This window comes from Arthrobacter sp. T572 (assembly GCF_056780115.1).
On sequence record NZ_JBRAZQ010000002.1, the window covers coordinates 2,284,672 to 2,307,069 of the forward strand.

A 22,398-nucleotide genomic window follows, 5' to 3' on the forward strand; every position below is an offset into this window, starting at 1 on the left:
GACTACTTCTTGGCCTTGTCCTTGGACTCGTCGGTGGTCAGCGCCGCGATGAAGGCCTCCTGCGGCACCTCCACGCGTCCAACCATCTTCATGCGCTTCTTGCCTTCCTTCTGCTTTTCCAGCAGCTTGCGCTTACGGGTGATGTCGCCGCCGTAGCACTTGGCAAGAACATCCTTGCGGATGGCCCGGATGTTCTCACGGGCGATGATGCGGGAACCGATCGCAGCCTGGATGGGAACTTCGAACTGCTGGCGCGGGATCAGCTCGCGCAGCTTGGACGTCATCATCACACCGTAGGCGTATGCCTTGTCGCGGTGCGTAATGGCGCTGAAGGCGTCCACCTGTTCGCCCTGGAGAAGGATGTCCACCTTGACAAGGTCGGCCACCTGCTCGCCGTCGGCCTTCCAGTCCAGCGAGGCGTAGCCCCGGGTCTTGGATTTGAGCTGGTCAAAGAAGTCGAACACGATTTCCGCCAGCGGAATCCAGTAGCGCATCTCGACGCGGTCCTCGGACAGGTAGTCCATGCCCCGCATTTGACCCCGCCGGTTCTGGCAGAGTTCCATGATCGCGCCCACGAACTCGTTCGGCGCAAGGATGGTCGCCGCCACCATGGGTTCGCGGACTTCGTTCACCTTGCCCGTGGGGAACTCGGACGGATTGGTCACGGTGGCGATCGACTTGTCCTCAAGGGTGACCTCGTACACCACGTTGGGAGCGGTGGAAATGAGGTCCAGGTTGAATTCGCGTTCCAGCCGTTCGCGGACGATTTCCAAGTGGAGGAGGCCGAGGAAGCCGACACGGAAGCCGAAGCCGAGGGCCGCGGAGGTTTCCGGCTCGTAGACCAGCGCAGCGTCATTGAGCTTCAGCTTGTCCAAGGCCTCGCGGAGGTTGGGGTAGTCCGTGCCGTCCAACGGGTAGAGGCCCGAGAAGACCATGGGCTTGGGATCCTGGTAGCCCCCAAGGATCTCCTGCGCAGGCTTGGCGTGGTTGGTGACGGTGTCGCCTACCTTGGACTGGCGCACGTCCTTCACGCCGGTGATCAGGTAGCCGACCTCGCCAACGCCCAGCCCTTTGGACGGGACCGGTTCCGGCGAGCTGACGCCGATCTCCAGCAGCTCATGGCTCGCCTTGGTGGACATCATCTGGATCCGCTCCCTCGGCGAGAGCTGGCCATCCACGACACGCACATAGGTGACGACACCGCGGTAGGTGTCGTAGACGGAGTCGAAGATCATGGCACGCGCAGGAGCATCGGCGTTGCCCACCGGGGCGGGAATGTCACGGACAATCCTGTCCAGCAGGGCCTCGACCCCCACACCGGTCTTGCCGGAGACCTTCAGGACTTCCTCCGGGTCGCCGCCAATGAGGTTGGCAAGCTCCTCCGCGTATTTTTCGGGCTGTGCTGCCGGAAGGTCGATCTTGTTCAGGACCGGGATAATCGTGAGGTCGTTCTCCATGGCCAGGTACAGGTTGGCCAGGGTCTGGGCCTCGATGCCCTGCGCGGCGTCCACCAGCAGCACGGCACCCTCGCACGCAGCCAGTGACCGGGAGACCTCGTAGGTGAAGTCGACGTGCCCGGGAGTGTCGATCATGTTGAGGGCGTAGGGCGTGCCTTCAACCTCCCATGGCATGCGGACTGCCTGGGACTTGATGGTGATTCCGCGCTCCCGCTCGATGTCCATGCGGTCCAGGTACTGGGCCTTCATGTCACGCTGTTGTACGACGCCGGTGAACTGCAGCATGCGGTCGGCCAGGGTCGACTTGCCGTGGTCGATGTGGGCAATGATGCAGAAGTTCCGGATGATGGCCGGATCTGTTGCGGCGGGCACCGGTGCGGTGCGGGCCATGGGAGACACGCAGGATCCTTACTGTCGACACTCACACGGCTTTTCCACCGGCTTTGCTATGGCTGGCCGGGACGCGCCGTATCTCTGATCCTCTAGTCTCCCATGAACCAGTGCTCCGCCGTACATCCGGGACCGGACAGGTGGTATGCAAGGTAGCTTTGGTGCATGGCTTTAGACTTGCGCCCTCTTGGCAGACTGGTATTGCGTTCCCTCAAAGCACTGGGTGCCGGGTCAAAGCCGGGCACCCCCGGACCTTCCGCCCAAAGGCATGGCCGGGTGCCCGGCTCCGGAAAACAATCCATCGCCTATCCGGGCGACTTCACCGGCACGGCCCGCATGAACTATGCGCCAAAGCCGGACGGGCAACCGGATCCCGGGGAGATTGTCTGGAGCTGGGTCCCTTACGAAGAGGACCACTCGCGGGGCAAGGACCGCCCGGTCCTGGTGGTGGGACGCGACGGAGGCTGGCTGCTGGGCCTCATGCTGACGTCCAAGGACCACGACAACGGATACCGTGCGGGCGACTACGTTGATATTGGAAGCGGACCATGGGACCGCCAGGGACGACCCAGCGAGGTGAAACTGGACAGGGTTATCCGCCTGGATCCACAGGCTGTCCGGCGTGAGGGTGCGGTCCTGGGCCAGTCGCGGTTCAATGCCGTGTCCAGGGCCATGAAGGAACGGCATCAGTGGAACTGACCACGGCTCGCAACGCCGCCGGTCTTTCTGCTAGTATTTGTAGCTGTGTGTCCGTGCAGGTCGACGGTCACGCATGGTTGGCTGCCATAGGCATCCCCACGCCGCTCAGTCGATGGCCAACCTGATAACCCTCTAGACCATTTCCGCATTAAAAAGAGAGTTCATACGTGGCTAATATCAAGTCCCAGAAGAAGCGCATCCTCACCAACGAGAAGGCTCGCCTGCGTAACAACGCCGTCAAGTCCGAGCTGAAGACTGCCATCCGCGCCGTCAACACCGCCGTTGCGTCTGCTGACAAGGATGCTGCTGCAACTGCACTTGTTGCTGCCAGCCGTAAGCTGGACAAGGCTGTCAGCAAGGGCGTTATTCACAAGAACAACGCTGCAAACCGCAAGTCGGCGATCTCCAAGAAGGTCAACGCACTCTAAGGTTTTCCAGTTCGACTGAGCTGATGAGAGGCCGGTACCCCGCGGGGTACCGGCCTCTCGCCGTCTGGCGGGTCAACGGCGCTGCCTCGCGGGTCAACGGCGCTGCCTCACGGGTCAACGGCGCTGCGCGGACGTGGCAATCACTGTGACCGCATGTTCCACTGCATAGACAGGGTCCCTGGACAGCCCCTTCACCTGGGCATCAGCCTCGGCAACAACCTGGATTGACCGGATGAGCCCCTCGGGGGTCCATCGACGCACATCGCGCTGGGCCTGTTCAACAAGCCACGGCTGCATGCCGAGGTTCCTGGCGATGGAAGCAGCAGAACCCTGTGCGCCCGCTACCTTGGCCAAGGTCCTCAGCTTTGCGGCCAGCGCTGCAACAAGCGGGACAGGGTCGACGCCCGTGGACAAGGCGTGGCGCAGCGTCGACAGGGCCAGCGGCCCGTTGCCGGCCATTGCAGCGTCCGCCACCTTGAAAGCGGTCGCCTCCACCCTGCCGCCGTAGTACCGCTCCACTGTCGCCGCGTCCACCGTAGTGGTGGCGTCAGCAATGAGCTGGTTGCATGCGGCCGCCAGTTCGGAAAGGTTGGCCCCCACGGCATTGACCAGCGCCTGGACGGCTTCTCCCTCTATCCGGCGGCCTCCGGCCTTGAATTCCGAGACGACGAAGGCCGTCTTGTCCGAGTCCTTCTTCAGTGGCTGACAATCGACGAGGGGCCAACCCGCTGATTTGACCGCGTCCAGCAGCTTCTTTCCCCGGGTTCCGCCCGCGTGCCTCAGCACCAGGACGACGTCCTCTTCAGGGTTGGAAAGGTATGCGAGTCCGTCGGCCAGGAAAGCATCGTTCATGGCTTCCAGGCCGTCCACCTCGATGAGCTTCCCTTCGCCGAAGAGCGAAGGGGCTACAGCCATGGCCAACGATCCGGCCTCGTAGGAGCCCGCGGACAGCCTGGTGAGCTCAACATCGGGAGACGAGGATCGTACCTGCGCCCGGATACTGTCCATGGCACGGATCCCGAGGTACTCTTCCGGGCCGCTAACCAGCACTACCGGAGCCGGCGATGCGTCCCGCCAGGTGATCTGGTTCGCTGCTGCGCTCCTGGCCCGCGTGTTTTGGGCAGCCACTGGTACTTCCTTCCGGACGGTTTGGTGCAGATACCAAGTTTGCCATGCCCAGGGCGCGCATCGCGCCGGTTCGCGGGGGCGGCTCTGCGTGAGGGCCGGTTGCCTCCGGCCCTCTCCAGGGCAACCACCAGCCGGTGATGAAGGGCAAGAACTCCGGTCCGGACACCACGCGGATGCAGCACGGCCCACACCACCATGACGGTCATTACGGACAACGTACACATCGCCAGGACACCCACCGGCCCTTCAGCCCAGGGCAGCGCGGCCCCAGGAAGCGCTGCAAAGAACCTGGCGATCCCGGCCACCACAGCGGCGCACGCTCCCGCGACAGCCAGCGGCACAACCGCCAGTCCGGGATGGACGGCGCTCAGGGGAACGGCAAAGGTTCCAAGGATGGTTATGGGAGCTACGAAAAGACCGGCAAGAAGATTCGCAGGCAGCGCGTAGGGAGACAACTGGGGCTGGAGCATGACGATGACCGGTCCGCACAGAACCTGTGCGGACAGCGGAACAGCGAACCCTGTGGCCAGCCATGCAGGCAAGCGTCCCGGGAGCCACGAACCGATCCGGGTGGCGAGGAGCACGATACCCAGGGTGGCGAGGACCGATAAGAGGAAGCCTGGGCTGCCGGCCAGGGCAGGATCTGCAGTGAGGAGGACAATGATGGCCGCGAAGAGAAAAGACAGTGACCTTCCCCGGTGTCCACCCATGAGCGGCACCAGCCCCGCACAGCCCATAACGGCGGCCCGAAGGACACTGGGTTCCGTCCCCACCAGCACGACGAACGCCGCCAGCCCGCCGGCAGCGAAAGCGGCGGCCGGTGGCCTGGGGAGGTGAAGGGTCCTGGCCAGAACGATGAAACCGCCAAGAACCAACGAACAATTAGCGCCGGAAACGGCCGTCAGATGCGTCATGCCTGTGGTTTGCATGTCCAGTTCCAGAGGTGCCGGCAAGGACGTGGTGTCTCCCGTGACCATTCCCGGCAGCAACCCGGCGGCATCGGGGGGCAGCCACGCCGCCGACGTGCGGAACTGCGCCCTGAGCCGGGCAGCTGCGTTCACAAGGCTCCACTCCTGTCCCACAAGTTGCGGCTTGGTGGAAGCAGACAGGACCATGGCCCCGGCGCTGCCCGGCCCCGGCTCTTTGAGCCTGCCTATGGTGCGGACGCGTGTGCCGGGCCGGACACTGCTCCACTCCCCGGTCCCCAGCACCACCAGCTGCGCGGCTCCTTGAACCACCTGCCCCTTGGCGGTCATCCTGACCATGGTTGCCGGCACCCGCCATAGTCCTCCGTCTCCCCGCCCCGGAAACGGCAGGGCCGTGGGTACGCCCGAGATCTCCACCTCGGCCACGACTGCGCCGCCATCCTGCGGTGCAGCTGCCAGTGGTCCGTCCTGCCGCTGGACAGCATCCGCGGCAGCGTGCCCGGTAGCTGCAGCTGACACGGCACAGGCCAACGCCATCGTGGCCCACATGGTCCGGCGGCGGTGTCCGCCCCTGCGCCGCAGACCCGCCGTACCCCAGAGAACAAGCGCCAGCACCAACAGGGCAGTACACATCACAAATGCCTGCATGGCGGGAACGGCAATGGCCACAAGTACTGAAAGCCACGTGGTGGTAACGGCAGGCAGCAAGCGCAGATCAAGGCGGCGCGGAGAATCTGCGGACTGCACGGCTTCACCCACCCTGCACCGTCACCAGGTCCCGCAACTGCTCCATGAGTTTGGGACCGACCCCGCTGATGGCATCCAGCTCGTCCACGGAAGAGAACGGGCCGTGTTCCTTGCGCCAGTCAACGATCCTCTGGGCCATGACAGGCCCCACTCCGGGCAGGGTTCCCAACTCCTCAGCTGATGCGGAATTGAGATTGATGCCGTTTCCCGGACCGTCTGCAGGCGTCGGACCCGTTGATCCGTCCTGTACACCAGCAGGAGGAGCTTCCCCGGCCACCGGAACGTGGATTTTGGCACCGTCCGCCACGGTTGCCGCGAGGTTGAGCTGGTCCAACCGGGCACCGGGCGCCGGTCCTCCCGCGGCCTCAATGGCCTGGAATACCCTGCTGCCCTGGGGCAGGGACACGACTCCCGGCTTCGGCACTGCACCTGAAACATGGACCAGCAGCTGGGCGGTGGGCGTGGTGGTGCCGGGCGTGGTGGTGCCGGGCCTCTCCCCTTCCGGCCCGGAGACTTCCGTTGCAGCGGGCGGTTGGCTGACTGGCTCTGTGACCATCTGCCCGGCACGCGCCTGCCAGAAGAACCAAACCAGAAGCAGTACTCCACCCAGCAGGACCACCACGACGGCCCGCCATGGAGTCCGCCAGCGCAACCGGGGAGGCGAGGCGGCATGATCCCCTGCCATGCGGTCCTCTTCCGGAAGGTCCAGAAGCGGTGGACTCCCTTCAGGGGCCAGTCGGGAGGCAAAGCGCTGCCGGACAGCCTGGGCTGCGGCGTCCTGGGACGCATCCGGATTCCAGCGGGGCATGGATCGAGCCTATGCGGGATCGACGGCGCGCCGTGCGGCCGTATTTGCCTATGTGGAAAAGCAGGATCAGGGTTCCTGCGCCGTGCTGCCTTCCCCCACGATGACAGCCAGGACACCCAGCCCTGCGTGGGCTGCCAGAACGGCCGGCAATGCGCTGATTTGCGGAGCAGGACAACCAGGCAAAGCCTCCTGCAACCTTGCCACCAGGGTTTCCGCTTCCCCCGGGTTTCCAAAATGATGCACCGCGAGCCGGGCCCGGCCGTCCGGCCGGGAACGGACCTCAGCAGCGACGATTTCCTCGAGCCGCGCGACTGCCCGTACCGCGGACCGGACCTTTTCCAGCGGCACGATCCTGCCGCCGTCGACCGCCAGGATCGGTTTGATGGACAGGACGGTCCCCAAAAGCGACGCGGCGGCGCCGATCCGGCCACCGCGCCGGAGCTGTTCGAGGCTCGGCACGTAGAAGTAGACCTTGGTCTTGTCCATTTGCTGCTGCGCATAGTCACGGACTTCAGGCGCAGCCTGTCCGGCCGCCGCGGCGACCACGGCCCCTTGGACACCCATCCCCTGCGCCATCCCCACGGTGCGGGAATCAACGACTTCCACGGGAATCGTCACGCGGGCAGCAGCGAGGCGGGCGGCGTCGGCGGTTCCGGAAAGTTCAGACGAGATATGGATGGAGACGACGGCCTCAAATCCACGGCGTTGGGCGGCCAGGTACGCCTGTTCAAATTGCCCGGGTGAGGGACGCGATGTCTTCACCGAGGCGCCGGAAGCGAGTGCCAGCGACAACGTCCGGGTGATGTCGTCTTCACCTTCGCCATAGATCTCGTTCCCCACCATCACGGGCATGGGAACAACGGCCAAACGACCGTCGGCTGTAAAAGCGGATACCCACTCAGCGGGCAGTGCCGCGGCCGAATCGGTGACCACAGCAGTCTTGACGACGGCGGCAAGCGGCTCGTCAGCGACAGGAACCGGCGCCGCTGGTTGCCGAAGGCGCGCCACCCTTTCCTTGAGCCACATCCAGGCGGGTGGTTCTCGCTCAGGCACGCAACCTCCAAAGACGATGGCCGGCCGCCGGCACAGTGCCGGCGGCCGTGCAATCCCTGCTAGGCAGGGACGATGTTCACCAGTTTAGGTGCCCGCACGATCACGGTGCGGATGCCACGGCCGTCCAGGGCGCGCTGGACGTTCTCCGAAGCCAAAGCGAGTTCGCGGAGCTCGTCTTCGGCGATGTCCGGGGACACCTCCAAGCGATCACGGACCTTGCCCTGGACCTGGACAACGGCGGTCACCGTCTCCTGGACCAGGAGCGCTTCGTCGTGCGACGGCCATCCTGCGTTGGCCACCGATGCGGGATGGCCCAGGGCGCTCCAAAGGTCCTCTGCCGTGTACGGCGCGAAGAGGCTCAGGATCACTGCCACGGCTTCGACGGCCTCGCGCACAGCGGGGTCGGCTGCCCCCGCACCGGAGTCGATGGCCTTGCGCGTGGCGTTGACGAGTTCCATCAGTCTGGCCACAACGACGTTGAACTTGTTGTTGTCCAGCAGTTCGGCAGAGTCGGCGATGGTCTTGTGCGTGACCGTCCGCAGCGCCCGGTCACCGGTGGCCGGATCAATACCGGGTTCGCTGGTGACGTCCTGGCCCAGGCGCCACGCCCGCGCCAGGAACTTGGCGGAGCCGGACGGCGATACATCCGCCCAGTCGACGTCGTCTTCCGGCGGGGAGGCAAAGACCATGGTGAGGCGGACGGCGTCGACGCCGAACTTGTCCAGCTGCTCGCCGAGGTCCACACCGTTGCCGAGGGACTTGCTCATGGCCTTGCCGCCATTGAGGACCTGGCCTTGGTTGAGGAGCGCGCTGAACGGCTCGTTGGCCTCGATCAGGCCGAGGTCCTTGATGACCTTGGTAAAGAAGCGGGCGTAGAGCAGGTGCAGGATGGCGTGTTCCACGCCGCCAACATACTGGCCGACGGGCATCCAGTCGTTGATCTTCTCCGGATCGAACGGTCCCTCCGTGTAGTCCGGGGAAACGAAGCGCAGGAAATACCACGATGAGTCGACGAAGGTGTCCATGGTGTCGGTGTCGCGCTGTGCAGCGCGCCCGCAGTTGGGGCACTCGACGTTGACCCACTCGACGGCCGCCGCCAGCGGTGAGGTGCCCTTGGGAGCCAGGGCTTCGCCCCGCAGGTCGTCCGGGAGCCGGACAGGCAGTTGCTCATCAGGAACCGGAACTTCACCGCATTCGGCGCAGTGGATGATGGGGATGGGCGTGCCCCAGAACCTCTGGCGGCTCAGCAGCCAGTCGCGGAGCCGGAAATTGACGAACTTTTCGCCCGTGCCCAGCTTCTCCAGGATGCTGATGGCTGCGGGAATTGCCTCGGCCTTGCTGAGGCCATCCAGTTCGCCGGAGTTCTTGAGGATGCCCTCGCCTGCGGTGGCGGTGCCGCTTTCTGCCGGGTCGTCGTCGCCGGTTTCGAGTACGGCACGCACGGGAAGCCCGAATGCCTTCGCAAAGTCGAGGTCGCGCTGGTCATGGGCCGGAACGGCCATGATGGCGCCCGTCCCGTAGTCGGCCAGGACATAGTCAGCAGCCCACACCGGCAGTTTTTCGCCATTGAGCGGGTTGATGGCGTAGCGACCGGTGAAGACACCGGTCTTTTCACGTTCCGTGGACTGGCGCTCGATCTCGGAGAGCGCCTTGACCTTTTCCCGGTATGCCATGAGTTGGTCATGCTGTTCGGGCGTCACCAGGTCAAGGGCCAGGTGTGCGTCGGCGGCCACCACGAAGAACGTTGCACCGTACAGGGTGTCGGGGCGGGTGGTGAAGACGGTGACTTCGCGCTCGGGGCGGTCTTCCGTTGCCTCGATGACGAACCTGACGTGGGCACCTTCGGAGCGACCGATCCAGTTCCGTTGCATGGCCAGGACACGTTCCGGCCAGTGTCCCTGCAACTGGTCCATGTCATCCAGCAGGCGATCCGCGTAGTCGGTGATCTTGAAGTACCACTGGTTCAGGGACTTCTTGGTCACAGCGGTGCCACAGCGTTCACAGGCGCCGTTGACTACCTGCTCGTTGGCCAGGACGGTGAGGTCCTTGGGGCACCAGTTGACGGGCGAGTCCTTGCGGTAGGCCAGGCCGCGCTCGTAGAAGCGCTTGAACAGCCACTGTGTCCAGCGGTAATACTCCGGGTCGGAGGTGTGGAGCCGGCGCGACCAGTCGGCGGAGATGGCATAGCGCTTGAAGGATGCGGCCTGGGTGTCGATGTTTGCGTAAGTCCACTCACTGGGGTGGGCGTTGCGCTTGATGGCCGCGTTTTCTGCGGGCAGGCCAAACGAGTCCCAGCCGATGGGGTGCAGGACATCAAAGCCCTTCTGGCGGAGATACCGCGCAACAACATCGCCCATGGCGAAGGCCTCGGCGTGGCCCATGTGAAGGTCGCCGGAAGGGTAGGGAAACATGTCCAGCACGTAGCGGCGCTCCCGGGAGCCGTCATCCGCAGGGGTGAAGACCTTGAGGTCTTCCCAGACCTGCGGCCACTTCGCTTCCAACGCAGCAAAACTGTAGACGCCTTCTTCAGGCGCTCCAGCTGCGGCTGCCTGTGCTGTTCCGGTCTCTGTCTCCGGCTGAACGCTCACTGCTGCCCTCTTCTGTTCTCTGATGGCGGTTGCTCCTGCTATGGCCCGGTACACCCCGGACACACAAAAGCCCCTCGACAATGGAGGGGCGGCCGCACGGCTGTAGGCGCCGGGCGGCTAGCTAAGCAGAAGGATCGCACGCATAGATCTACAATAGCGCACCTTACTAACTCTCCAGTCGCCACGAGCGGCTTGAGCAGGCCGGCAAACAGAGATGCCGTGCCGATAAGGGGGCCCGGGAGCGGCTGCGGGCGTCCGCGAAGCGGGCGGGGCCCCCTTATCGGCTAAGGCATGGTTACCCTGGACTACTTAACGTCCTCGTCCACCCAGTCCATGGACTTGGTCACGGCCTTCTTCCAGAGCCGGAGCTGCCGGTCCTGCTCTTCTGCAGGCAATTGCGGTTCCCAGCGCTTGTCCTCGCCCCAGTTGGCGCTGAGCTCGCCGAGGTCGTTCCAGAATCCCACGGCGAGGCCGGCCGCATAGGCGGCACCCAGCGCCGTCGTTTCGATGACCTTGGGCCGGACCACGGGTACGCCGAGGATGTCAGCCTGGAACTGCATGAGTGCATCGTTGGCGACCATGCCGCCGTCGACCTTCAACTCGGTGAGCGGGACGCCGGAGTCGGCGTTGACGGCGTCCAGCACCTCGCGGGTCTGGAACGCCGTTGCCTCGAGCGCGGCACGGGCAATGTGGCCCTTGTTGGCATACCGGGTGAGGCCAACGATCGCACCGCGGGCATCGGCACGCCAGTACGGTGCAAAGAGGCCGGAGAAGGCCGGAACGATGTACACGCCGCCGTTGTCCTCCACACCGGCGGCAAGTTCCTCCACCTGGGGCGCGGAGCTGATCATTCCCAGGTTGTCACGCAGCCACTGGATCAGCGAGCCGGTGACGGCGATGGAACCCTCCAGTGCGTAGTGCGGCTTGTCGTCGCCCAGCTTGTACCCGAGGGTGGTCAGCAGCCCGTTCTTCGAGTGGACGATTTCTTCGCCGGTGTTGAAGATCAGGAAGCAGCCGGTGCCGTAGGTGTTCTTCGCCTCACCCGGCTGGAAGGCAGCCTGGCCGAAGGTTGCTGCCTGCTGGTCACCCAGGATGCCGGCCACGGGAGTCTCACGCAGCAACTGCGACGTATGCACGTTTCCATAAACCTCCGAGGAGGACTTGATGGCGGGCATCATGGACGCAGGAACGCCAAAGATGTCAAGGATTTCCTGGTCCCACTGCAGGGTTTCGAGGTCCATGAACAGCGTGCGGGAGGCATTGGTGACGTCCGTGGCGTGGACACCGCCGTCGGTACCGCCGGTGAGGTTCCAGAGAACCCAGGCGTCGGTGTTGCCGAACAGGAGGTCACCTGCCTCGGCACGTTCGCGGGCCCCGTCCACGTTGTCCAAGATCCACTTGATCTTGGTGCCGGAGAAATAGGTGGCCAGGGGGAGCCCGACTTTTTGTTTGAACCGGTCTCCCCCGCCGTCCCTGGCGAGTTCATCGACGATGGGCTGGGTACGGGTGTCCTGCCAGACGATCGCGTTGTAGACCGGCTCGCCGGTGTTCTTGTCCCACACCACGGCCGTTTCACGCTGGTTGGTGATGCCGACGGCGGCAATATCGTGGCGCGTCAGGTTCGCCTTGGACAGGGCGGAGGCGATGACCTCGCGGGTGTTGTCCCAAATTTCGACGGCGTTGTGTTCCACCCAGCCGGCCTGCGGGAAGATCTGCTCATGTTCCATCTGGCCCGAGGAGACAATGCTCCCGGAGTGGTCGAACACGATGGCGCGCGTGCTGGTGGTGCCTTGGTCGATGGCGATGACGTATTGGTTCACGGTGACGTCCTTGTCTTTGTCCTGGATGTTTTGCTGTTGAGTTTGTTGTGCTGGAAAGGGTGGTGCGTGTCAGCCCGCAATGGCGGGCATGATGTCCGGGACCCACAGGGCGATGAGACCGGCGAGGGCGCCGCCCACCAGGGGCCCGACGACAGGAATCCACGAGTATGCCCAGTCGCTGGAGCCCTTGCCCTTGATGGGCAGGACTGCGTGGGCGATCCGCGGCCCGAGGTCTCGGGCAGGGTTGATGGCGTAACCGGTGGGACCACCGAGCGAAACGCCGATGCCGACCACCAGAAGGGCTACAGCCAACGGCCCCAGACCGGAAGGGGTGCCGCCGAAGGTCAGGATCACGAAAACCAGGACGAAGGTGCCGATGACTTCGGTGACCAGGTTCCAGGGGGTGGACCGGATGGCGGGACCGGTGGAGAAGGTACCCAGTTTGTTGGCTGCCAGGGGCTCGGCATCGAAGTGCTGCTTGTAAGCGAGCCAGCAGGCAACGGCGCCAAGGAATGCACCGAGGAGTTCGCCGCCGAAATAGACCAGGGTGGAAGCGAAGTCCACAGCTACTCCGGGTGCGTATTCAGGCTTCCCGTTGACGAGCAGGCCCAGCGTCACGGCCGGGTTGAGGTGTGCGCCTGACTTGGCAGCCACGAAAACGCCCGCGAAAACTGCAACGCCCCAGCCCCACGTCACCATCAGGAACCCACCGTTGTTGCCCTTGGTGCCTTTGAGCGCAACGTTGGCCACGACGCCGCAGCCCAAAAGGGTCAGCATCGCGGTTCCGAATACTTCGGAAAGGAAAACTATTCCAAGAGACATCTTTGACTCCTCATTGTTCTGTTGTCAGTTCCCTCCTGCGTGAAGGAACCGTCGGAACGGCACCGGGCGCCGGTGCCGTTCCTGGTGGCCGGTCCGATGGGGACCGGCCATCCCTTGTCCTCCCGTTGCCGGGACGAACGGGATCAGGGTCGCCGGGTCAGGCGACGAGGCTATGGACCTCAACCTTGTGGAACCGCTTCAGCACCTCCTGGGCGTGACGGATCTCGGCTTCCGTTGCCGCGGCGTCCCAGCCCATTGGGCCGGCCAGAACGGCTGCGGCCTCATTGAGCAGTTCACCGGTCACCAGTCCCCGGAACGCCAGTGACGTGCGGCGGATCAGGACGTCCACCAGGTGTCCAACCTGCTCATGTGCGGCCATGAACTGAAGTTCCCTGACGCTGAGTTCACGGGTGGAACGCAGCGGACTGTCCGTTCCTGCGTTGAGGTACTCGATAACGGCACCAGCCCTTGTCCCATATCGGGTCAGGAGACCAGCGACGCGGTCAGCATCCAGGCCGGGACCCATGTGCTTCTTGATCCATTCCTGTTCACCGTGCGGGGTAGCAGGGAAGCCGGCGCCGCCCCCGATCGCGAGCTTCGCCGTCGAGACCTTGCGTTCCTTGCCGAGCTCGCGCAGGACGTCGTTGGTCATGTGTTCAGCCAGCGCCCGGAACGTGGTCCACTTGCCGCCCACCAGGCTGAGCACGACGGCGGCCTTGCCGCCGGGGGTCGCAACCGCACCTTCACCGGTGCGGACACTGCGTTCGATCCGGTAGTCCCTGGATACAAAGCCAGGTTGGGTAGCGTCGTGGCGCGGCAGCGGACGGACACCGGAGAAGGTGTAGACGATGTGGTCCCGGTTCACGCTGACCGTGGGAAAGACATGTCCAACCAGGTCGAAGAAGTAATCGATCTCAGCCTCGGTGCAGACTGCATCTTCTGCCATGTCGACATCCACATCCGTGGTGCCTACCAGGACCCTGTCGCCCATCGGGTAGATCAGCACGATCCGGCCGTCCGTGTGCTCAAAAAAGATTTCGCGTCCATTGCAGGCGGCCAGGAGTTCGGGGTGGTCGAGGACGATGTGGGAACCCTTGGTGCCGCCCATGAAGCGGCTGGCGGAGCCCATGGCCTGGTTGGTGAGGTCGACCCATGCACCGGTGGTGTTGACGATGACATCGGCGGCAAAATCGAATTCTTCACCCGTCAGTTCATCCCGGAGGCGCGCACCGTTGGGCCCCATGGAGACCAGGGAGACGTAGTTGCCGGCACGGGCACTGCCGCCCGGAAGGCTGCCGCTGCGTCCGGCCTTTTCACCGTCCTGGAGTACGTCAAGGGTCAGCCGCTCCGGATTGTGGACCGAGGCGTCGAAGTAGGTTGCGGCGTACTTGATTCCGGGATGCAGGCGCGGAAGTTCGGCCAGGGCCTTGTCACGCCTGCGGAATTGGTGCCGTGGCACGGTGCCGCCGTCACGCGAGAAGAAGTCGTACATGGTCAGGCCGGCCTTGATGAGGAAGGCGCCGCGTTCCTTGGGCTTGCCCTGCTTGTGGGTCAGGAAACGCATCGGTGCGGACAGGATCCCGGAGAACGTGCTGAAAATCGGAATCGTGGTCTGCAGGGGCTTGACGTAGTGCGGGGCTATGCGCAGGAGGCGGTTGCGTTCAACCACCGACTCCTGGACCAGCCGGAATTCTCCATTTTCCAAATAGCGGATACCGCCGTGGATCATGTGGGAGGAAGCGCCGCTGGCACCTTGGCAGTAATCTCCACGCTCCACGAGGGCGACGTCGATGCCCTGCAGTGCGAGGTCGCGGAAGGTCCCGACACCGTTGATCCCGCCCCCGATGATCAGCACCTGCGCTGAAGGCCGGTTGCGCAAAGCAGCCGCGGATTCACGCGGCTGTGCAGCACCTGGATTAACGGAATGCCTGTTGTGTCCCAAAACTGCTCCTTTGGGCTTGGTTTGTGCGCGGCGCTGGCCGCCGGTGCACCTTTCACCACCTAATCTGGCGAAGGTGGAAAATGGAGTCAAGCTATTTGCACAAACGTGCAGGAAGGAAGTGAGATGGGACGCTCACGTCACTCAGACGCGCTCAGGGCCGCACAAATGTATTACTTGCAGGACCTGACCATGGACGCCATCGCCCGCGAACTCAGGACCTCGCGCTCCACGGTTTCGCGTCTCCTGTCCTCTGCAAGGGAGACCGGACTGGTCCAGGTACAAATCCGAAGTCCACTGGATACAGCTCCGGAGCTGGAGGGACAGATCCGGGACAAGTTCGGCGTCGACGTCCATGTGGTTCCCGTGCTGGATACCCTCAACGAAGCCGAAACGCTGGACCGTGTGGCCATGCAGGCGGCCCGGACCATCGCCCCGCTGGTCGACTCGAATGCCATTATCGGGGTCGCATGGGGCGCCACGCTCAGCGCCGTAAGCCGGCACCTCACCCGGAAACTGACGCACGACAGCGTCGTTGTCCAGCTCAACGGAGCAGGGAACATGCAGACCACCGGCATCACCTATGCCAGCGACATCATGCGGCGTTTCGGCAATGCCTACGGGGCGAGGGTTGAACAGTTTCCCGTGCCGGCGTTCTTCGACCATGCCTCCACCAAGACGGCCATGTGGAAGGAACGCAGTGTGCAACGCATTCTGGACCTGCAGGCCAGGATGAGCATCGCCATCTTCGGCGTCGGGTCGGTCGACTCGGACTATCCCAGCCACGTCTATGCAGGCGGGTACCTCGATGAGCACGACCTCAGCCTGCTGGCAGCCGACGATGTGGTGGGCGACGTTGCGACAGTCTTCTTCCGCAGCGACGGTTCCTCCGACGGCATCACCCTGAACGAAAGGTCCACCGGTCCCAGCCACGAGCAGCTGCGCCAGGTACGCCGGCGGATCTGCGTGGTCTCCGGCGCCTCCAAAATCAATGGACTCCAGGGTGCCTTGGCCGCGGGGTTGGCCACCGATCTCATCCTCGACGAGGCTTCGGCACGCCGCCTGGTGAGTTTCACCAGCCAACCCTGAAGGATTCTGCCGGGGAATGGGTAGAGTCGTTGCTATGACTTTCCCAGCCCGGCTGACCCTGAACAACGGCGTATTAATGGACCAACTGGGGTTTGGACTCTATAAGGTGCCGCCCCGGGACGCAGAGGCCCTGGTCCGCACAGCGCTGGGCGAAGGCTACCGGCGGTTTGACACCGCAGCCATGTACGGCAACGAGACCGGCGTGGGGCGGGCCATCGGAGGAGCAATCGGGGACGCCAGCGAGGCCAATGCGGGTACCGGCGGATCCGGTGAATCCTCGCATGTACTGACCCGCGAAGACGTCTTTGTCACCACCAAGGTCTGGAATGACGACCACGGCTACGATGCCACCCTCCGCGCGTTCGACTCGTCCATGGCCAACCTCGGCCTGGATTATCTGGACCTCTACCTCATCCACTGGCCTTGCGCCGGGCGGGGCCTCTTCCTGGAAACGTACAAAGCCATGGAAACCCTCTACCGGGAGGGCAAGGTGCGTGCGATCGGCGTGTCCAACTTCCAGCCCGGCCACTTGGAGCAGCTCATGGAGAAAGCCGAGGTTGTCCCTGCCGTCAACCAGATCGAACTGCACCCCTGGCTGCAGCAGACCAGGCTGCGGACCTTGCACGACCAGCTCGGTATCCGCACCGAGGCATGGAGCCCCCTGGGGCGCGGACAGGTTCTGGCGGACCCTGCGATAGCCCTGATCGCGGAAAAGCATGGGCGCACACCTGCCCAGGTCATCCTGCGTTGGCACCTCCAGCTGGGCAACCTGGTCATTCCCAAGGCCAGCTCACCCGGGCGCATCAAGGAAAACTTCGGCGTCTCAGGCTTCCAGCTCACCCCGGAAGACATGGACGGCCTGGCCGCCCTGGAACGCCACCACCGTACGGGTTCGCACCCTGACAACGTGAATTAGGAGTTGTGGATGGAAACCGTGGACACCACGCACAATCCCGGCGCAGAGTCCGGCGGACGATTCTTCAGCCCGGGCCTTGCCGCAAGAACCTCTGCGTCCACCGTGGAAATCAACGGCGGCGCAGTTGCGTACTGGACCTACGAACCCGTCAAAGCAACCGCGGACACGCGGACCATCCTGGTCATCCACGGGTTCCGTGGTGACCACCACGGGTTGCTGCGCGTTGCGGACCAGCTCCCGGACATGCGCATCATCATGCCGGACCTGCCCGGGTTCGGGAGCTCGGAACCTTTCACGGACCACGAGCACTCCGTTGCCGGTTACGGCCGGTTCATCTCCGGGTTCATGGAAGCCCTGGACCTCGGCCCAAGCACGGTCCTGTTGGGTCATTCCTTCGGATCCATCGTGGCGAGCCACTTTGCCGCCGCGAACCCGGGGAAGGTCTTCCCTCTGATCCTCATCAACCCCATCGCGGCACCGGCGTTGGAGGGCCCCAAGGGCATCATGACCAAACTGGCCGTCTTCTACTACCAGGCATCTGCCCGGTTGCCCAGGGCACTGGGGCTGGCCATCCTCAGGAACCGGCTGATCGTCCGGGTCATGAGCGTCACCATGGCAAAGACCAAGGACAGGGAGCTGCGCCGCTTCATCCACGGCCAGCACGATGCCTACTTCAGCGCCTTCGCCAACAGGAACAGCCTCCTGGAATCCTTCAAAGCCTCCGTTTCAGGGACCGTGGCCGACGTTGCCGGGGAACTCCGGCTGCCTGTGCTTCTGGTGGCCGGTGAAAAGGACGAAATCGCGACCCTTCCCAACCAATACAAACTCATGCAGCGCCTGCCGGACGCGAGGCTGGAAGTGATTTCCGGCGTCGGACACCTCATCCATTACGAGACACCGACACCGGCCGCTGCCGCCATCCGCACCTTCCTGGAGGACCACCCGGCGTGAAAATTGTCATCGATGCCCGCTTTACCCGAACGGACCACCACGATGGCATCAGCCGCTATGGTTCGAGCCTCATTGCTGCGACGGCAAAGATTGCCGACGTCACCATGCTCATCAACGACAAGAGGCAGCTCGCCCTGCTCCCCGATGTCCCTTGGGTGATGGTCAACAGTCCCTTGTCCCCGCTGGAACTCTTTGTGGCCCGGAAGGTCAACTCATTGGGTGCCGACGTGGTGGTTTGCCCCATGCAGACCATGGGAACCATCGGACGCAAGTACGGCTTGATCCTGACCCTCCATGACCTCATCTACTACGAACACCCCACTCCCCCGGGCTTTTTGCCGGCTCCGGTGCGGTTGCTCTGGCGCCTGTACCACAAGGCTTTCTGGCCGCAAAGGGTGCTCCTGAACCGTGCGGACGTGGTGGCCACCATCAGCCGGACCACTGAAGCGCTCATGGCCAAGTACCGACTGACCCGCCGCCCGGTGCGGATTGTGGGCAATGCACCACAGCCGGGTCAAACTCCGCGCGATCCTGCAAGCGGTACCGACAAGACGCTGTTGTACATGGGATCCTTCATGCCCTACAAGAATGTGGAAACCATGATCCGGGGCATGGACGGTTTGCCGGACCACACGCTGCACCTGCTGAGCAGGATTACGCCGGAGCGCCGGGCTGAACTCGAAGCACTGGTGCCCCCCGGCGCCAGGGTGGAGTTCCACAACGGCGTCACCGATGAGGAGTACGAAAAGCTCCTCAACCGCGCCACCGCGCTGATCAGTCTCTCCCGGGCCGAAGGCTACGGTCTTCCGCTGGTGGAAGCCATGGCACTCGGAACCCCCGTCATTGCCAGCGACATCCCCATCTTCCGGGAGGTCGGCGGTGATGCCGTGAGTTACGTCGATCCCGGCTCGCCGGAAGCGTTCGCCGCAGCCGTCATGGAACTGAGCGACGAGGCGCTGTGGCAGGAACGGAGCCGCCGTTCGGTGGAACGGGCCTCAGGCTTCGATTGGAATGAATCTGCCCGGCAACTCCTTGCCGCAGCCGAAGAAGCCGTGGCGCTCCACAGCAGGCAGCGCTAGAGGACGTCCACGCCGTCCAGCCGCAGTTGCACGGGACCGGACAACCGCTTGGCTGCTTGGGCTGCCTTGACCGCACGCATGGTCCTGGTAGCGTCCGCAGCTTCTGCATACGGGAGGAAGAAGAGCGTGCGGGCCTCGGTGTCAGCTTCGGGAGAAGCGGCGGAGGCGGGTGCGGCAGCGCTCGGCACGGCAGCCAACTGCAGCGGAGCCGGGCCCACGCTGCGCAGCCTCCGATCGGAGGGGACTGCCGCCTCCAAGGCCGCCGTGAAGGCCACGACGTCGGCCCGCGGACCTGTGACCGAAGCTACCCGGACCGCGGGTGGCAGCTGCAACTCTTTGCGAAGCGCCAGTTCGCGGGATGCGTAGCCTGGCGCATCCCAGCGTACAAGGGCTCCAGTGGCCGTGGTGTCGTCCGCGGTGACGACCACCAGCCCTCCCTGGCCGGCAGGGCGTACCAGTGCGGCTGCATTGAACCAGCGTCTGAGGGTGTCCTCCCCCGCCCGCAGGTTTTCCCGCCGCAGCAGTGAATTCCCATCCAGCAGCAGCGCCGCAGCGTAACCGCCGTCGGCCACCGGCTCAGCACCTACGGTGGCCACCACCAGGGCCGGGGCATCGGTGACCGACGCTTTGATGTTGTCCCCGGATGACGTGATCACCGCGGTACCGGGAAACGCACGCCCAAGCTCTTCAGCGGTACGTACCGCCCCCGCTGTTCCCCGGCCGAGACGTGTGCCACGGCAGTTCCGGCACTGCCACTGCGGCGCCGGTGTGGAACACCACCGGCAGGCAGGAATCGCAGAGCTGGCTGCCAACGCCAGGGGCCCTTGGCAGGCATTGCACCGGGCCGGTTCCCTGCACGTCCCGCACACCAGGGACGGGGCGTATCCGGCTCGTGCCACCTGTACGAGGACCGGGCCACGCTCCAGCCCCTCTTTGGCTGCCCGCCAGGCTACGCCGGGCAAGCGGGCGATGCCGGCCAGGGGATCACGTTCCTGCTCATAGCTGTCCGCTGAGTTCACCACCCGGGGCATGGTGGATCGGATCACTTGCCGCGGCGCTTCGATCGGCACGGCCCACTGCACCTCCACGAGCCGCTGCAGCTCGGTGCTGCGGCTGTGCGATGCCAAAAGGCAGGCAGCATTCTCCTGCGATGCGCGCAGCAGCAGAACCTCCCGGGAGTGGGCATAGGGTGCACGTTGGTCCAGATGCAGGTCATCGCCGTCGTCCCAGCAAACCACCAACCCCAGGTTCCTGACGGGTGCGAACGCTGCGGAGCGGGTTCCGATGGCCACCGACGCTTCGCCCGTGAGCAACCGCATGAAGCTCCGGTACCGCGGTGTCTGGCCGTCGTCTGCTGTCAGCCGGGCGATCTCACTGGCGGGCAGGAGTTTGCAAAGCGCCGCCTCCAGGCGTGCAAGGTCGCGGTAGTCGGGAACCACCACCACGGCTCCGCGGCCTGATGCCCGTACTGCGGCAACCGCAGCGGCGACGACCGCGGGCCAGCCCTCCGGCCCAAAGCCCTGCAAGGCGGTCAGGACTGCCTTGGGTGCTCCTCCCCCTGCCACGTGCTGCAGGAATGCCGGACCGTTGACATAGGACGACCATGCCGTGGGGTCCAAGGCTCCGTCCGTTGTGCCCGGACGGCTGGCCAGGCCGGTGGCCTCGCTGGAAGCGAACTCCTTCTCCACTTTGGCCACCCGGGGCGGAACGGCTGTCCTGAGGACATCGCTGAGTGTTCCTGCGTACCGTGCGGCCACGGCACCAGCAAGTTCCAACACCGAGGGCGTCAAGACCGGAACAGGGGAAACGACCTTATGCAGGGGGATCAGTGGATGTCCGGCATCGGAGTCTGCCTGCCGGCCGATCACAAAACCGTTGAGGTCCTGGCCGTTGAACTTCACCTTGACCCGGACGCCCGGCACGGCGAGGTCTTCCAGGTCCCGGGGCACGCTGTAGTCAAACGGCCTGTCCAGATGCGGCAAGGGAGAGTCCAGCACCACCCTTGCTACGGGGTCGGAAGCCGCAAGCGGCGGCCCGCCGGTAGCCGGCTTGGCCGGAAATCCCTGAAGCAGGGAGGGCTGAAGCAACGCAGGCTGCGTCTCGTGTGCTGCCACTGCTCCACCTCCGACTCGTACTGATGGTCCCGGCGCCTCACCGGCCGGCAGGCGCCAACAAACGAAAGGTGCCCGCAGCGGCACCAAACCGCTGCGGGCACCTCCGGAACAAGTAGACCGTGCGCCACTGACAATATTGCCGGTCGCCGGCGGTCAGGCGTTGAAGAATTCCTTCAGGTCCGCGACCCGGTCAAGCCGTTCCCAGGTGAAGTCGGGCTCGTCCCGGCCAAAGTGCCCGTGGGCTGCGGTCTTGGCGTAGATCGGGCGCTTCAGGTCCAGGGCATCGATGATGGCACGGGGGCGGAGGTCGAAGATCTCGTTGATGGCCTCGCTGATGCGGGCTGGATCCACGGTTTCCGTACCGAAAGTCTCCACGTACGTGCCCACGGGGCGGGCCTGTCCGATGGCGTAGGCGATCTGGATTTCAGCACGCTTGGCAAGCCCTGCTGCTACCACGTTCTTGGCCACCCAGCGCATGGCGTAGGCCGCCGAACGGTCCACCTTGGACGGATCCTTGCCGGAGAACGCACCCCCGCCGTGGCGGGAGAAACCACCGTAGGTGTCGACAATAATCTTGCGGCCGGTGAGTCCGGCGTCACCTACCGGACCACCGATCACGAAGGCACCGGCAGGGTTGAGGATGTTGGAAACCCTGGAAGTATCCAGGTTGGAAGCCGCGAGGACCGGATCGATCACGTGGCTGGCAAGATCCGCCCGCAACTGGTCCAAGCCGGTTTCTTCTGCGTGCTGGCTGGAAATGACGACCGTCTGGACGGAAACCGGACGATCGCCGTCGTACCCGACCGTGACCTGGGTCTTGCCGTCCGGACGCAGGTACGCAAGCTCGCCGTTCTTCCGCACCTCGGTGAGCCGCTCCGACAAGCGGTGGGCCAACCAGATGGGCGTGGGCATGTAAGACGGGGTCTCATCACTGGCATAGCCGAACATGATGCCCTGGTCACCGGCGCCCTGGAGGTCGTAATCGTCCTCCTGGCGGCCTTCACGGGCTTCCAGGGAATTGAAGACGCCCCCGGCGATGTCATTCGACTGCTGGCCGATGGACACGGAAACGCCACAGCGGGCGCCATCGAATCCGTTGGCCGACGAGTCATAGCCGATACCCAGGATCGTTTCGCGCACAATCTGCGGGATTTCAACGTAGGCGTCCGTGGTGACTTCACCGGCCACGTGCACCAGACCCGTGGTGGCCATGGTTTCGACCGCGACCCGGGATTCGGGGTCGGCAGCCAGCAGGGCATCAAGGATGGCATCGCTGATTTGGTCGCAGATCTTGTCCGGATGCCCCTCAGTCACCGACTCGGAGGTGAAGAGCCGGAGCTTGGACGGGGTGCCGTGGTGTTCATGGTGCAGCGGTAAAGTCACTAGACCACCTTACTGTGTTGCGGGACGGCGGCTTTCGCCGTGTGTCCGATTGCTAAGAATT

The 22,398-nt window shown here is 64.3% G+C and carries 17 protein-coding genes; 6 read left to right on the forward strand and 11 right to left on the reverse strand.

The window, feature by feature from the left end; all coding sequences use genetic code 11:
* Positions 1-2: 2 nt before the first annotated feature.
* Positions 3-1,856 (reverse strand): translation elongation factor 4, encoded by a 1,854-nt coding sequence (gene lepA / locus ACUYMZ_RS11740; RefSeq protein ID WP_426002788.1) that lies wholly within the window; start codon positions 1,854-1,856, stop codon positions 3-5.
* Between the two features lie 156 nt (positions 1,857-2,012).
* On the opposite strand from lepA, the gene ACUYMZ_RS11745 reads away from it, so the two are divergent.
* Entirely contained in the window at positions 2,013-2,546 is a 534-nt protein-coding gene (locus tag ACUYMZ_RS11745) for a type II toxin-antitoxin system PemK/MazF family toxin (protein WP_481603476.1), read from the forward strand.
* Positions 2,547-2,713: 167 nt separating this feature from the next.
* The gene (rpsT, locus tag ACUYMZ_RS11750; RefSeq protein WP_021470575.1) at positions 2,714-2,974 is read left to right on the forward strand and encodes a 30S ribosomal protein S20; all 261 of its coding nucleotides are present in this window, start codon (positions 2,714-2,716) and stop codon (positions 2,972-2,974) included.
* A 114-nt stretch (positions 2,975-3,088) separates the two neighbouring features.
* Here the strand turns inward: rpsT and holA are convergent, their stop codons facing one another.
* The 8 genes from holA to ACUYMZ_RS11790 all read right to left on the reverse strand — a co-directional run bounded on the left by holA (position 3,089) and on the right by ACUYMZ_RS11790 (position 14,808).
* The gene (holA, locus tag ACUYMZ_RS11755) at positions 3,089-4,102 is read right to left on the reverse strand and encodes a DNA polymerase III subunit delta (protein WP_426002792.1); all 1,014 of its coding nucleotides are present in this window, start codon (positions 4,100-4,102) and stop codon (positions 3,089-3,091) included.
* Positions 4,024-5,775: a ComEC/Rec2 family competence protein gene (locus ACUYMZ_RS11760; protein WP_481603479.1), complete on the reverse strand. Its 1,752-nt coding sequence runs from the start codon at positions 5,773-5,775 to the stop codon at positions 4,024-4,026. Before ACUYMZ_RS11760 ends, holA begins: the two co-directional genes overlap by 79 nt.
* Positions 5,776-5,779: 4 nt before the next feature.
* Positions 5,780-6,583, reverse strand: coding sequence for a helix-hairpin-helix domain-containing protein (locus ACUYMZ_RS11765; protein WP_481603481.1), 804 nt, complete (start codon positions 6,581-6,583; stop codon positions 5,780-5,782).
* A 66-nt stretch (positions 6,584-6,649) separates the two neighbouring features.
* Positions 6,650-7,636: a DegV family protein gene (locus ACUYMZ_RS11770; protein WP_481603483.1), complete on the reverse strand. Its 987-nt coding sequence runs from the start codon at positions 7,634-7,636 to the stop codon at positions 6,650-6,652.
* Positions 7,637-7,695: 59 nt separating this feature from the next.
* Entirely contained in the window at positions 7,696-10,224 is a 2,529-nt protein-coding gene (gene leuS / locus ACUYMZ_RS11775) for a leucine--tRNA ligase (protein WP_426002799.1), read from the reverse strand.
* Between the two features lie 305 nt (positions 10,225-10,529).
* The gene (glpK, locus tag ACUYMZ_RS11780; RefSeq protein ID WP_426002801.1) at positions 10,530-12,044 is read right to left on the reverse strand and encodes a glycerol kinase GlpK; all 1,515 of its coding nucleotides are present in this window, start codon (positions 12,042-12,044) and stop codon (positions 10,530-10,532) included.
* A 69-nt stretch (positions 12,045-12,113) separates the two neighbouring features.
* Entirely contained in the window at positions 12,114-12,866 is a 753-nt protein-coding gene (locus tag ACUYMZ_RS11785) for an MIP/aquaporin family protein (protein WP_426002802.1), read from the reverse strand.
* Between the two features lie 157 nt (positions 12,867-13,023).
* Complete coding sequence (locus ACUYMZ_RS11790) at positions 13,024-14,808, reverse strand: glycerol-3-phosphate dehydrogenase/oxidase (RefSeq protein WP_481603486.1); 1,785 nt, start codon at positions 14,806-14,808, stop codon at positions 13,024-13,026.
* Between the two features lie 123 nt (positions 14,809-14,931).
* Between ACUYMZ_RS11790 and ACUYMZ_RS11795 the strand changes: the two genes are divergently transcribed.
* Genes ACUYMZ_RS11795 through ACUYMZ_RS11810 form a run of 4 tightly spaced genes read left to right on the forward strand, consistent with a single transcriptional unit; the run spans position 14,932 to position 18,840 of the window.
* Complete coding sequence (locus ACUYMZ_RS11795; RefSeq protein WP_481603488.1) at positions 14,932-15,894, forward strand: sugar-binding transcriptional regulator; 963 nt, start codon at positions 14,932-14,934, stop codon at positions 15,892-15,894.
* Positions 15,895-15,928: 34 nt separating this feature from the next.
* On the forward strand, positions 15,929-16,810 hold the full coding sequence (locus ACUYMZ_RS11800; RefSeq protein WP_426002807.1) for an aldo/keto reductase: 882 nt from the start codon (positions 15,929-15,931) through the stop codon (positions 16,808-16,810).
* Between the two features lie 9 nt (positions 16,811-16,819).
* Positions 16,820-17,761 (forward strand): alpha/beta fold hydrolase, encoded by a 942-nt coding sequence (locus tag ACUYMZ_RS11805; protein WP_481603490.1) that lies wholly within the window; start codon positions 16,820-16,822, stop codon positions 17,759-17,761.
* A complete protein-coding gene (locus ACUYMZ_RS11810) occupies positions 17,758-18,840 on the forward strand; it encodes a glycosyltransferase family 4 protein (protein ID WP_481603492.1) in 1,083 nt (360 codons plus the stop codon). The genes ACUYMZ_RS11805 and ACUYMZ_RS11810 overlap by 4 nt, the downstream gene beginning before the upstream one ends.
* On the opposite strand, the gene ACUYMZ_RS11815 is transcribed toward ACUYMZ_RS11810, so the two are convergent.
* Positions 18,837-20,954, reverse strand: coding sequence for a primosomal protein N' (locus ACUYMZ_RS11815; protein ID WP_481603494.1), 2,118 nt, complete (start codon positions 20,952-20,954; stop codon positions 18,837-18,839). The two genes, ACUYMZ_RS11810 and ACUYMZ_RS11815, sit on opposite strands and share 4 nt — an antisense overlap.
* 153 nt (positions 20,955-21,107) lie before the next feature.
* Positions 21,108-22,337, reverse strand: a complete 1,230-nt coding sequence (gene metK, locus ACUYMZ_RS11820) for a methionine adenosyltransferase (RefSeq protein ID WP_481603498.1) — start codon at positions 22,335-22,337, stop codon at positions 21,108-21,110.
* Between the last annotated feature and the right edge of the window lie 61 nt (positions 22,338-22,398).